Genomic DNA, 12775 nt, shown 5'->3' with positions numbered 1-12775 from the left:
ATGTTCGGGCGCCGCGCGCTGATCGCGGCGCTCGTTCTTCTGTTCGGCATGGTCGGTGCGCGTGCGAGCTCGGAGAGCGCTACGCGCAAATTCTCAGCCGAAGGCTTGGCAAAGGTTTCCGATTACATCCGAAACGAGGTCGCCACCGGCAAGATTCCCGGCGCCATCTTGCTGCTCCAGCAGCACGGCAAGCCGGTCTATTACGAGAATTTCGGCGTCCGCGACGTCGCGACCCAGCTTTCGATGAGCGCGGACACGATCTTCCGCCTCTATTCGATGTCGAAGCCGATCACATCAGTCATGGCGATGATGCTGGTCGAGGAGCGCAAGCTCTCGCTCGATGATCCCGTCTCGAAATACATTCCGGCCTTCGCCCAGATGAAGATCGGCGTCGAGAGGAAGGGCGAGGACGGCAAGGTGACGCTGGCGCTCGAGCCGCTCGCGCGTCCGGTCACCATCAAGGATCTGCTGCGCCACACCTCGGGGCTGCCTTACGGCTATCGTGGTGGCGGCCTGGTGCGCGAGCTCTATGCCGAGGCCAATCTTTTCCAAAGCCATCTCGGCAATGCCGACTTCGCTGCGAAGATCGCGACGCTGCCGCTGGCCGAGCAGCCGGGTACTGTCTGGGATTACGGCTTTTCGACCGATGTGCTCGGCCGCGTCGTCGAGGTCGCCTCGGGAAAGACGCTGCTCCAGTTCGAGAAGGAGCGGCTGCTGGATCCGCTCGGCATGACCGAGACGGCGTTCTTCGTCGCCGATCCCGCCAAGTTTCCGCGCATCGCCGAGCCGATGCCGGCGGATCGCAACATCAACCCGACCACACCGATGCGCGACATCAGGCGGCCGCTGAAATGGGAGTCGGGCGGCGGTGGCATGGTCGGCACGATCGGTGACTACGCCCGTTTCGCGCAGATGCTGCTGAACGGCGGCAGCTATGAGGGGCGACGCTATCTCAAGCCTGAGACCATCGCGCTGATGGCGTCCGATCACGTCGGACCGGAGACGAGGATCACGCGCGACCAGAGTTATTTTCCCGGCACCAATTCCGGCTTCGGCCTCGGCTTTGCGGTGCGCACCTCCGTGCCGGCAGGCACGTCATGGCCGCTTGGCGAGTATCGCTGGGACGGCGTCGGCGGTACGTTCTTCTTCATCGATCCCGAAGACGATCTGTTCGGGATCTTCATGGTGCAGACGCCCTCGCAGCGCGGCCGGATTCAGCTTGAGCTGAAGACGCTGATCTACCGGGCGATGGGGCGGTGAGCGCGGACGTTTCGCTGCAATCGTAGCCCGGATGAGCGAAGCGATATCCGGGACCTCTCGGCGCGGAAGTCCCGGGTGTCGCTGCTCACCCGGGCTACGGCATCACGCCGCGCGCACGATCTCGCGAACGTATCCGATCGTTTCCTCGATCTGGCCCGCATCGACGTCGAGATGGGTGCAGGCGCGGATGCGGCCGTCCATCATCGCGAGCGTGACGCCGCGCTGGCGCAGCGCTGCGACCATCTTGTCGCCGGGAATGCCGGCGCCGTCGGGCCTGAAGAATACGAGATTGGTCTCGGGCTCCTGCACCTCGATGCCTGATATCTGCGACAGCCCGCGGGCGAGGGCGCGCGCATTGGCGTGGTCGTCGGCAAGGCGCTCGACATGATGGTCGAGCGCGTAGATGCAGGCTGCCGCACAGATGCCGGCCTGCCGCATCGAGCCGCCGAGCCGCTGCTTCCACTGCCACACCGCGTCGATGAAGCTGCGCGAGCCCGCCAGCACGCCGCCGATCGGCGCGCCCAGGCCCTTGGAGAAGTCGATCCAGGCCGAATCCCATCCTGCGGTCATGTCGCGCGGCGAGATGCCGCTTGCCACCGTGGCATTGAGCAGGCGCGCGCCGTCCATATGGGTGATGAGACCGTGTTGCTTGGCGATCGCGACGATCTCGTCGAGTGCCGCCTTCTTCCAGATCGTGCCGCCGCCGATATTGGCGGTCTGCTCGACGCTGACGACGGTCTGCGGCGGCTGGTAGCGCGTGCGCGGATGGAGTGCCTTGCGGAACGTCTCCGGCGTGAACTGGCCGCCCTCGCCCTTGAGCTGGGTCACCTGGAAACCGCCGATCGCGGCATGCGCACCGCCTTCGCGGGCGATGATGTGCGCGGTCTCATGCGCCAAGATCTCGTCGCCGGGGCGGCAATGCACCAGCGTCGCGGTGACGTTGCACATCGTCCCCGAGGGCATGTAGACCGCGGCCTCCTTGCCGAGCAGATCGGCAACGCGCTCGCAAAGCGCATTGACGGTCGGATCGTCGCCGACCTGCTCGTCGCCGACCTCTGCCCGCGCCATCGCCTCGCGCATCGCAGCTGTCGGTCTCGTCTGCGTATCCGACAGCAGATTGATGCGCACTGGCGGCGCCTTTGGATCGATAGGGGGAGGGGTGTAGAGCATGGCCTGTCTCATTCTCTAGTCGAATAGCTGCGGTCTGATGTCTTGCGCGCCATGAAGAATGGCGCGAATTTCAACGTGGTCGGGTTGCACCGTGTAGAAAATCAGATGGGATTGGAAGCGGAAACGTCGATAGCCCGCCGCGAGCTCATCCACTTGCTGGCCGATCAGGGGAAAGTCGGCGAGCAGCCCGAAGGAGCGGACCAAGCCTGCGTAATAGGCTTCTGCCTGGTATTTTCCGAACCGGCTCTCGGTGAAGTCGTAGATGTCGATCAGATCGGCGCGGGTACGCTCCGACAACCGGTATTCAGCCATGGCGGCGTTGAGCGACGCGTTGACGCGCGGCAGCGAGAATGTCGTCCGGCGAGTCCGAGGTGAAATTGTTGCAATCGGGCTGAGCGAACAGAGCTTGGTATCGGCGAACTTGCTCGTCGCGGGGCAGCTTGGCCCATGCCTCAAGCTCCGCCTCGCTGGGCGTGGCCGATGGGGTGATGTTGGCGAGCTGGTCGGTCGTCTGGGACATTAAGAGCAGGCTACCACAGCAGAAGCGCCCGGGAAACCGGGCTTTGAACGATGACTCCCCCACTTGTTGTTGCGAACTGGAGCAGCAGCCCCACCGGGCGGTGTCACTCGTTCGCAGTCAGCAAGTTCCAGGCGGACGCCTGGCGCCGTGACGAAACCGCATGACAACGATTTCTGTCTCGGTCACACGATAATCGATCGGATATGGATAGGGGGTTGACCGGCAAGCGGCGGACGTACGCACGCGTGGTCTGCCGGCCTGCATAGGGATGATCCTTTAGGAGCGCGATGAGCGCGACAATGCGGTCGCGCACGTGGCCTGCTCTCCCTGGGGGAGCGCGCCTCGATATAGGTCAGGACTTCGTCGATCTGGGCGAGCGCCCGTTTCGTGTAACGGGCCTTCACAGCCCGTGCTTGGCCCACATCGCACGGACTTCGTCTGCGCTGGCCAGCTCACCGCGGGCGATTTCAGCTTCGGCCTCTGCGAGATCCGCCTCTTCTGCCGCCGTCAGCTGGATCGGAGGCTGGTCGACCCCGGCAAGTTCAAGCAGGGCTCGCGCCAACTCATCCTGCTCTGAATCTGGCAGGTCGGAAACCTTTCGAAAGGCCTCTTCCAGAAGACGCGTCATGGTCAACTCCGTTACACGCAAGCATAACACGGATGGGCTGAGAGTTGAGAATGGCCGCCCCAAACAAAAAGGCCCCGGAAACCGGGGCCTTTGAATGTCGATCTGTCGAGCCTATCAGCGCGAATAGAATTCGACCACCAGATGCGGCTCCATCTGCACCGGGAACGGCACGTCGGAAAGGCCGGGGATGCGGGTGTACTTCGCGGTCATCTTGCCGTGATCGACTTCGAGATAGTCGGGAACGTCGCGCTCGGGGAGCTGGCTGGCTTCGAGCACGTGAGCGAGCTGCTTGGAGGCTTCCTTGACCTCGATCACGTCGCCGACCTTGAGCTGGTAGCTCGAGATGTTGACCTTGCGGCCGTTCACCTTGACGTGGCCGTGGTTGATGAACTGGCGGGCGGCGAAGATCGTGGAGACGAACTTGGCGCGGTACACCACCGCGTCGAGACGACGCTCCAAGAGGCCGATCAGGTTCTCGCCGGTGTCACCCTTGAGGCGGCTGGCTTCCACATAGATCCCGTGGAACTGGCGCTCGCTGATGTTGGCGTAATAGCCCTTCAACTTCTGCTTGGCGCGCAGCTGAACGCCGAAGTCGGAGAGCTTGCCCTTGCGGCGCTGGCCATGCTGGCCGGGGCCGTACTCGCGGCGATTCACGGGGCTCTTCGGGCGGCCCCAGATATTCTGGCCCATACGGCGATCGATCTTGTACTTCGCCTCACTGCGCTTAGTCATCGCGTCCTCTTCGGTTGCATGGTTTGAGGAAACGCGCCCTCCTGTGTGACGGGATGATCCCGGCACCGACAGGTCCGATCCCCAAAGCTTAAGGGAGTGGACCACGGGTCGCGAAACGCTTCGCGGGCCGAAATCGGCCCGCGAGCAGGCGGCTTTTAGGGGAGTTTAGGGTTCGCTGTCAATGCGAATGGCCCTGGAATCAGGTCCTGACCGCCCGGATCGGCTTTGGTTCGGCCGTCCGCAATTCGGCAGCGATTTCAGTGTTCAGGACCTGTTCCAGGCGGGTCAGGACCCTCGCGATCGGGGCTGCGTCGGTGACGCGATGATCCCAGCGGATCACGACATGGATGGTCTGGTCGGCCTCGACCGTCCCGTAGCTGAGGATGAAGGGGCCGGGGGTGATGGGGTGGAGCTCGCCGCCGCCATAGGCGGCAACCGAGCTGACCGCGAAGCTGCCGAACCAATTGCCGCGCTGGCGGCCGAAATTCAGCCCCACCGCCCAGGACAGGCGCCGCAGCGGTAACGGAAGGCGGGTCGCCCGCATGATCTTGCGGAACATGGGAACGTCCTCGACCGGCGCCGTCTTGGCGCGCCGGATCTCGGCGTCGACCGCCGCCAGCGCCATCGCGTCGGGGGCAGCGATACGCTGTGGGATGACGCATTCCTCGCCATCGTCGACCCGGGCAATCGCCACCAGCGCCACGCTCTTGGGCAGCTCATAAAGGGCCGGCCAAGGCCATTTGGCGTAGACGGTACGCAGGACCGGCTCATCCTTGGCCACGAGGGCAAAGGCCTTGACGAACATCGCCGCCCAGCCGGCGGGTGTGGTTGCGCCGGCGCGGGCCTCCAGGACACGGCGGATGTCGAGTGAGCGGGATAGCGAAACGAAGGGCACGCCCATCGAGGCATGCATGAGGTCGCAAATCAGACGGCGCCGCAGCGAAATGGTCTTGGGCGTCCCGCGCATTGGTCTTTCGGTTCCGGATCAAAGATCAAAATATGTGCAGCGAGCGGGGCCCGCCCGCTCGCTCTAGCACGAACCAACCCGCTTGGGGCCGGTCGGTTCGCCGCATCAGGGCGCCGGCGAGGCCAACGGCTTGGTTTTGTCGACCACGTAAACCCCGAGCACTTTCATAGACTTATCGCCGTGAGCCTTGGCATCGTGCACGACGCCTGCCGGGATCTGATAGGAATCACCTGCTTTCAGGGTTTTCTCTGGCTGCCCATCGATGAGGAGGGTCAGCTCGCCTTCGAGCACGTAGCCGGTCTCGATTCCCGGATGGGTATGGCGTCCCGCGGCCCCGCCTGCCGGCACTTCCGCAATGGCTGTGATGGTGTTGTAGCCATCCGGAAACTCGACTTTCTGGAGCGGGGTACGCTTGATGCCGGGCTGCTGGGCGAAGGCGGCAGCGGCAAGGCCGGCGAAGGCAAGAGCGAGCAAGGTCTTTTTGAGCATTGTTTCCTCCCTGGAGCCGCCGACCCTAGCAGCGTCGCGGTTCCCGGCAAGGCCGTGCTCGACCCGTTCAGCGCTTGATCCCGTCGAACGCCGTCATGATGCCGCGCTGGAACAGCGACCAGTCGAAGCCGAGCGCGATGGCGCGATAACCCCGGTCGATCAGGGCGTTGGCCTGGTCGGCGGTGCGGGCGACGCCGCCGATCGGCACGCCGCTTCTGAGGATGCCGGCCTCCGCGCGGGCGACCAGCTCCAGCAATTCCGGATCGTCCATCCGGCCGCGCTTGTTGATGGAGGTGGCGAGGTCGCCCGGACCGATCACCGCGACGTCGATGCCGGGCGTGGCCATGATCTCGTCGATGCGATTGACGGCGTCGATGTGCTCGATCGTGACCATGCAGATCATCTCGTCATCGGCGCTCGCCATGTAATCCGGCATCGACTGACCCCAGCGGAATGGCGCATGGAAAGGACCCCAGAGACGATCGCCGCGCGGCGGGTAGCGGACGCTGCGCACGGCCTTCTCGGCGTCGGCGCGGCTTGTGATCATCGGGAAGTTGATGCCGAACGCGCCGATGTCCATCGGCGCTTTGGCAAGCCACGGCTCGTTCGCGGCGATCCGCACCAGGGGCGTGCACGGCGTGCCCGTGGTCGCGGCGATCATCGCATGGGCTTCGGTCAATCCGATCGGCCCATGTTCGAGATCGACGATGATCCAGTCCAGCGAGCGCGCCATGATCTGCACCATCTGCACGCTCGGAATGGTCGCGATCGCGCCGAAGGCGGGCCGTCCTTCGATCCACAATTGGCGGAGGCGGTTGAGCGGCTTTGCGGGGACCGACATGTGATGACCTGCGCAGAGATGACGACAGGGAGCTTAGAGCATTATCGGTTCTGATTGAATCAGAACCGAAGCTCTAGATTCTTGTTCGACGCGTTTTCTTCGCGCAACCGGTGTCCACTTCGCTCAAAAACGCTGCAGCAGCGCGCCGCCGGGCCGGCAAGCTCAGGCCACTGCGCGCCCGCCGAAGAACGGCGTCAGCGTGGCGTTGAGGCCATGCACACGGTTCGAGGTGAAGATCATCTCGGCGCGGTCCAGCGCGATGCCGTCGATCCGCGGGCCGAGCAAGTCCGAGACGCGGCGGGCGATCGCCGGTGCGGGGTCGATCCAGTCGACCGGCCAGGGCGCCAGCTTCTTCATCCGGTCGAGCAGCAGCGGATAATGCGTGCAGGCGAGCACCACCGTGTCCGTGCGCGATGTCGCATCCGAGGCCTCGCCGACGAAGCAGGGAGCGAGCTCGGCGAGGATGGCCTTGTCGCTGATCGCCCCCCGCTGAGCTCGGCTTCAGCCAGCGAAGCAAGCTCGGGCGAGCCGACCAGCGTCACCTCGCAGCCCTGCGCGAAGTCGCGGATCAAGGCCTTGGTGTATTCCCGCTTCACCGTGCCCTTGGTGCCGAGCACCGAGACGCGGCGGGTCTTCGACTGCGCGCAGGCCGGCTTGATCGCCGGCACCGTACCGACGAAGGGCAGGGAATAAGCAGCCCGCAGGTGCGACAGCACCAGGGTGGAAGCCGTGTTGCAGGCGATGACGACGATATCAGGGTCATGCGTGCCGATCAGCTCTCCCATCAACGGCACCACACGGGCGATGATCTCGTCCTCGCCGTGGTGGCCGTAGGGGAAGAAAGCATCGTCGGCGACGTAGACGTAATGCGCGTCCGGGCGTGCGGCCACGACCTCACGGAGGACCGTGAGCCCACCAAGACCGGAATCGAACACCAGGATCGTCGGAGAATTGGTCACGTTACTACCCTAGCCCGCCATGGTTACCATTCGGTTTTTAGGGCGATTTTGCGGCGGGGCCGCTTGAGGGCCGGTTTGGAGAGGCTTGAATGCTCTGACACGATGCGCAAAAAGTCCGGGGAGGCCGGCAATCACGAAAGATGATGCGGCGTCACAATCGTCCAGTTTACGCTTGCAGGAGGCCTCATGCTCACCGTCCATCACCTCGGCAAGTCACAGTCCGAGCGTATCGTCTGGCTCTGCGAGGAGCTCGGCATACCCTATGAGCTGAAGCGCTACACGCGCGATGCCAGGACCATGCTGGCACCGGCCGAGTACAAGGCGCTGCATCCGGCCGGCGCGGCACCCGTCATCACCGACGGTGATCTGGTGCTTGCGGAATCCGGCGCCATCGTCGACTACATCGTTGCGAAGTTCGGCGCCGGTCGACTGGTGCCCGGACCCGATGATCCGGCCTTCGCCCAGTTCCTGTATTGGCTTCATTTCGCCAACGGCACGCTGCAACCCGGCATGGGTCGGATGATGATCCTGAACCGGCTCGATCTCGCCCAGGACAATCCGACCCTGGTCGCCATGAAGGGACGCCTCGATCGTGCTCATGACCTTCTCGATGCGAGGCTTCGCGAAGCCGAATATCTGGCGGGCAGCGCCTTTACCACCGCCGACATCATGACCGTCTTTTCGCTCACCACAATGCGCTACTTCCAGCCCTATGATCTCCAGCGCTGTCCGAACGTGATCAGATATCTCGGCCGCATCGGCGACCGTCCGGCCTATCGGCGCGCGATGGAGAAGGGCGATCCGGGCATGGCGCTGTTGCTGAGCTGAGCTGAGGTCACGCGATCCTGTTCGTGGTTGCCGCTCGCTCGCTGGCCAGCTGCTTCTGCAGGCGGTCGATGTTCTGCAGCAGGCGCTGGCTGGTCAGCACCAGGAAGTAGTAGCCGAATTGCGGATCCTGGAAGTAGATCTCGAGCAGCCGGTCATAGGTGATCGTCAGCACCTGGCCGTCTTCGATGCATTCGACCGTTCCCGTGCGCCGGTTGTCCGGCGTGAGGAAGCCGAGTTCGCCCATCAGCGCTCCGGGCCCGATCTCGACGTTGATCTCCTTCACCAGGAACTTGCCGGTGACCGTGAGGAACATCTCCTTCGCGGGGTCGCGCAGCTTGAACAGCGTATCGCCGCGGCGATATTTGCGCTCGGTCATGAAGGGCTTGAGCCATTCGATCGACATGTCGCCTTCAGTTGCATGGCGAGCCTTCTTGACCAGCTTGAGCATCTGCCGCAAACGGAGGGCGTTGATTGGAAGCAGCAGCAGATAGAGCAGGAACGTCGCGACGTTGGCGGTGAGCGCGCCGAAAACGGCGAAGAACGCACAGCCGACCATGTTGGCGACGCGCAGAGGCACCATCGTCCGCATCAAGAGGGTGGCGACGAAGAAGCCGGCGCCGACCGCAGCGAACAGATTGGCGAAGGTGATGTTGTGGATGAAGATCTCCAGCAGCCGGTTGAAGATCGCATCGTAGGTGACGTTGTTGGGATCGAGACCCATCTGGACCAGGATCTTCGCGATCCTGAGGTTGTCCGTCGCCGCATCTAGAATGCGGTCGAGGATCGAGGAAATGTCTGCGCTGCCGGACGGCATGGTACTAACCCCGCGTAAGGTCTTCAGTCCTGGTCGGTATGCTCGACACGTATAGCCGAAATCGAATGACGGCCGTCTGAAATGAAGCCTTCGGCCGCCATGCCGCAAGAGGCAAATTTTAGCCTGATCGGGCGTTTCGGCAATTGCCCTTGCTGGCGCGTCTGGCTGCAGCGCGGCCGTGATTCGGGCGGGCTTCGGCGTTGCGGGGGGAATCCGGATGCCCCAGGCAGGGACGTCGGACGGTCTTCGCCTTACGGCTTGCTGGCGGGTTGCATGACCTGCCGCTCGACGAGACCCAGACGTCCGGGCAGCGAGCCGGCGCGCAGCAACATGGCAACGCTGTTGGCCTCTTCCAGGGTGAAGTTGCCGGAAATCTGGCCGGAGCCGCCGGTGATGGGCTCGCGGATCACGGGGGCGGAGATCACCTTGTCGTCGAGCGCGATGGCAAAGGGCATTCCGACGTTTTCTGCGGTGAGGTGGGCGAAGCGCCGCGCACCGCGGCCATTGAAGCGGAACGAGGCGATCGGCTCCTTCGTTTCGCCAGCAAATCCTGGTCCCGCATAGCTGATGTCGTTGCCGTCGAGCACGCTGGCCTTGACCAGATAGGGAAGCTTGTCCTTGAAGCCGAGCATGATTTCGGTGCCTGCCGGAGGCGTGCCGGATTGCGCCTGCTCCGCCGACATCGTGACATCGATCAGGCGGAAGCTGATATTGACCTTCTTGGCGAAGATCGCGGTGATGCGCTCGGGCTCCATCATGCCCGGTATGAAGATGCGGATGCGGTCCGGTCCTTCGCCCTGGACGCTGGCCGGCGTGACGCCGGCGTCCTTGAGGCGCTGCTCGATCATGGCGATGGAATCCTCGACGAGATCGCGCAGCCGTGCGGCGGATGCGGCATCGGTCGGCGCGAGCCTGATCAGCCCGTCGCCGGCGTCGGTCACGGCGAGCGCGTGCGTGGGCAATCCCTCCGCCGCCGAGGCGAGCTTGCGCGTGAGGAGATCGCGGCCCTTCGCATCCGCGATCTTGACGTCGACGCCGCCGTCGCGGATCGCAAGGCCGGAGAAGGCGATCCGGCCCTCGCGCAGGGTCTTGTAGACATCGTCCCGCAGGTCGGTGACGATCGCCTCCCGCAGGGCGTCGCTGTCCACCTTGTAGACGATGCGCGATCCGCCCAGCTTCTCCATCTTGTCGGTGATCAATGCCGCGACCTTGGCGCGCATCTTGTCGAGCTGGCTGTCCGCGGCGAATGTCGCGGAGGGCAGCGCAATTGCGGATGCGATGGCGAACCCGGCGATCAGCCGTGTGATGCGGTTCCGCGGGGGCGTTGTCATGATGACCTCAGGTCTTGCGGCAGGGCGCTGGCGCGCGAATTCAGTGCCAGTTCTTGGTCCCTCGACCGGCCGCGCAGGTTCAACCGGCGCAGCCGCCAGGCAATGGACGAACGCCAAATCATCCATCATTCTGTCCGCGCTCGGCCGGCGATCGGTCGAGGCCTCGCCGTACCAAAATGTCAAAAGACGGGGTGAGGACCTACATCTGAGGGAGGACGGAACTCCATGGCGGGCATCCACGCGCTCGATCGGCTCATCGGCAACGACTATCCGGATCTCTCGACGGACGCGGAGGTGCGCGCCTTCGAGCAGGTTCCCTATGCCGACCGCATCGCCGCCGAGTGCACCTATGACGCGATCAGGTTGGGCGCCGCGCGCAATCCGGATGGCGCGGCAATCCAGTTCCTGCAAAACGCCGATCCCGCCGACACGCCGGTCGTCGTGACGTACCGCGATTTCATCGCGCGCGTCACGCAGGCCGCCAACATGTTTCACGCGCTCGGCGCGGAGAAGGGCGACGTCATCAGCTTCATGCTGCCGCTGGTGCCCGATGCCTTCGTGACGCTGTTCGGCGCGGAGGCCGCCGGCATCGCCAACCCGGTCAATCCGCTGCTCGAGCCGCACCAGATCGCGGAGATCCTGGAGGCTGCGAACACCAAGATCCTGGTGGCGCTCGGACCGATGCCCGGCACCGACATCTGGCAGAAAGTCGAGCAGATCAGGCCGCAACTGAAGCACCTCAAGGCGATCGTGCAGGTGTTCGGCGGCGGTGATCCGTCGAAAGGCATCTTTGCATTCGGCGACCTGATCAAGCAGCAGCCCTCGGACCGGCTCATCAGTGAACGCAAGATTCTCGGCAGTGACATCGCCGCCTATTTCCACACCGGCGGCACCACGGGCACGCCGAAGCTGGTGCGGCACACCCATACCAACCAAGTCTATCAGGCCTGGGCGCTCAATCTGCTGCTGAAGGCGAAGCCGGGCTCCAATCTGCTGTTCGGCATGCCGCTGTTTCACGTCGGCGGATCGTTGACGCAGGTGCTGCTGACGCTGTCGAGCGGCGGCTCGCTGGTCGTGCTGTCGCCGAGCGGCTGGCGCAATCCGAACGCGGTGAAGAACATCTGGCAGCTCGTCGAACGCTTCAGGCCCGAGGCGCTGTCGAGCGTGCCGACGGTGCTTGCCGCCACGCTCGCGGTGCCGCCGGGCGATGCCGACATCTCCAGCCTCAAATATGCGGCCGGCGGCGGCTCGGCAATTCCCGTCGCCGTCGGATCGGCGATCCAGGACAAGCTGAAGCTGCCGGTGGTCGAGGTCTACGGCATGACGGAGACGTCGAGCGTGCACACGCTGGCCTATCCGTCCCGGCCGATCCGGCTCGGCTCGGTCGGCCTTCCCATGCCGTATGCGCGCGTGCGCGTCGTGCAGCTCGATGCCGATGGCCGCCTCATCCGCGACTGCGCGGCTGACGAGATCGGTGTCGTCATCATGGCCGGGCCCGGCGTGTTCGGCGGCTATCTCAACGACGAGCACAACAAGGGCGCTTTCGTCGACGAGGTCTGGGTCAATTCCGGCGATCTCGGCCGGCTCGATGCCGACGGCTATCTTTGGATCACCGGCCGCGCCAAGGATCTCGTGATCCGCGGCGGCCACAACATCGATCCGGCGCCGATCGAGGAGATCATGTTCGGACATCCCGCGGTCGGCTTCGCGGCGGTGGTTGGCCAGCCCGACGCCTATGCCGGCGAATTGCCGGTGGGGTATGTGCAATTGAAGCCGGGTGCGACCGTCGAGCCGGGCGAGCTCGAAGCCTGGGTGCGCGAGCGCACGCCAGAGCGCGCCGCCGTTCCGGTGCAGGTCATCCCGATCAATCCGATGCCGGTGACGGGTGTCGGCAAGGTGTTCAAGCCACAGCTGCGCTGGGACGCGGCGGAGCGCGTGTTCACCAAGGTGCTGGCGCCGCTGGTCGAACGCGGCATCGATTGCAAGGTCAAGGTCGGCGCCCATGGCAGCCACGGATCGATCGCAACCGTGACGCTCGCCGGGCTGCCGCCGGATCAGCGCGAAGTGGTTGCGGGCGAGGTGCACGCGCTGCTTGCACCCTTCGTGATGCGCCACGAGGTGGTGCAGGCGTAGGGGCCTCGACAGACGGCGGGCGTCAGCTGGGAAAGCGGGTGACGCTTCGCCGCATTATCCTTACCCCCGTTAGATCGGGTTATGTGACAGGTATCACAGAGGA

The 12775-nt window shown here is 64.4% G+C and carries 13 protein-coding genes and 1 pseudogene; 3 read left to right on the top strand and 11 right to left on the bottom strand.

Annotated elements, in window-relative coordinates; translation table 11 throughout:
* A complete protein-coding gene (locus tag BCCGELA001_RS24415; RefSeq protein WP_060736513.1) occupies positions 1–1260 on the top strand; it encodes a serine hydrolase domain-containing protein in 1260 nt (419 codons plus the stop codon).
* Between the two features lie 102 nt (positions 1261–1362).
* Here the strand turns inward: BCCGELA001_RS24415 and BCCGELA001_RS24410 are convergent, their stop codons facing one another.
* The 9 genes and pseudogenes from BCCGELA001_RS24410 to murI form a co-directional block, all read right to left on the bottom strand.
* Complete coding sequence (locus BCCGELA001_RS24410) at positions 1363–2430, bottom strand: threonine aldolase family protein (RefSeq protein WP_060737805.1); 1068 nt, start codon at positions 2428–2430, stop codon at positions 1363–1365.
* A 15-nt stretch (positions 2431–2445) separates the two neighbouring features.
* The gene (locus tag BCCGELA001_RS24405; RefSeq protein WP_008564225.1) at positions 2446–2742 is read right to left on the bottom strand and encodes a type II toxin-antitoxin system RelE/ParE family toxin; all 297 of its coding nucleotides are present in this window, start codon (positions 2740–2742) and stop codon (positions 2446–2448) included.
* Positions 2735–2950, bottom strand: a complete 216-nt coding sequence (locus tag BCCGELA001_RS24400; RefSeq protein ID WP_008564226.1) for a hypothetical protein — start codon at positions 2948–2950, stop codon at positions 2735–2737. The genes BCCGELA001_RS24405 and BCCGELA001_RS24400 overlap by 8 nt, the downstream gene beginning before the upstream one ends.
* Before the next feature lie 400 nt (positions 2951–3350).
* Positions 3351–3578 (bottom strand): hypothetical protein, encoded by a 228-nt coding sequence (locus BCCGELA001_RS24395; protein ID WP_060736512.1) that lies wholly within the window; start codon positions 3576–3578, stop codon positions 3351–3353.
* Between the two features lie 114 nt (positions 3579–3692).
* Positions 3693–4310, bottom strand: a complete 618-nt coding sequence (gene rpsD / locus BCCGELA001_RS24390) for a 30S ribosomal protein S4 (protein ID WP_008564227.1) — start codon at positions 4308–4310, stop codon at positions 3693–3695.
* Positions 4311–4509: 199 nt separating this feature from the next.
* A complete protein-coding gene (locus tag BCCGELA001_RS24385) occupies positions 4510–5277 on the bottom strand; it encodes a hypothetical protein (protein WP_008564228.1) in 768 nt (255 codons plus the stop codon).
* 105 nt (positions 5278–5382) lie between these two features.
* A complete protein-coding gene (locus tag BCCGELA001_RS24380) occupies positions 5383–5766 on the bottom strand; it encodes a cupin domain-containing protein (RefSeq protein WP_060736511.1) in 384 nt (127 codons plus the stop codon).
* A 67-nt stretch (positions 5767–5833) separates the two neighbouring features.
* A complete protein-coding gene (locus tag BCCGELA001_RS24375) occupies positions 5834–6607 on the bottom strand; it encodes an HpcH/HpaI aldolase family protein (protein WP_008564247.1) in 774 nt (257 codons plus the stop codon).
* A 162-nt stretch (positions 6608–6769) separates the two neighbouring features.
* Positions 6770–7566 (bottom strand): annotated as a pseudogene (murI, locus tag BCCGELA001_RS24370) (glutamate racemase).
* A gap of 186 nt (positions 7567–7752) precedes the next feature.
* On the opposite strand from murI, the gene BCCGELA001_RS24365 reads away from it, so the two are divergent.
* Positions 7753–8394, top strand: coding sequence for a glutathione S-transferase family protein (locus tag BCCGELA001_RS24365; RefSeq protein WP_060736510.1), 642 nt, complete (start codon positions 7753–7755; stop codon positions 8392–8394).
* A gap of 7 nt (positions 8395–8401) precedes the next feature.
* On the opposite strand, the gene BCCGELA001_RS24360 is transcribed toward BCCGELA001_RS24365, so the two are convergent.
* The gene (locus BCCGELA001_RS24360; protein WP_060736509.1) at positions 8402–9208 is read right to left on the bottom strand and encodes a Crp/Fnr family transcriptional regulator; all 807 of its coding nucleotides are present in this window, start codon (positions 9206–9208) and stop codon (positions 8402–8404) included.
* A gap of 251 nt (positions 9209–9459) precedes the next feature.
* Positions 9460–10539, bottom strand: a complete 1080-nt coding sequence (locus BCCGELA001_RS24355; RefSeq protein WP_060737804.1) for a SecDF P1 head subdomain-containing protein — start codon at positions 10537–10539, stop codon at positions 9460–9462.
* A 225-nt stretch (positions 10540–10764) separates the two neighbouring features.
* On the opposite strand from BCCGELA001_RS24355, the gene BCCGELA001_RS24350 reads away from it, so the two are divergent.
* Positions 10765–12672, top strand: coding sequence for an acyl-CoA synthetase (locus tag BCCGELA001_RS24350; RefSeq protein ID WP_060736508.1), 1908 nt, complete (start codon positions 10765–10767; stop codon positions 12670–12672).
* The last annotated feature ends 103 nt before the right edge of the window (positions 12673–12775 follow it).

Source organism: Bradyrhizobium sp. CCGE-LA001, from assembly GCF_000296215.2.
Lineage (GTDB): Bacteria > Pseudomonadota > Alphaproteobacteria > Rhizobiales > Xanthobacteraceae > Bradyrhizobium.
This window is presented reverse-complemented; position numbering and strand designations above follow the sequence as displayed.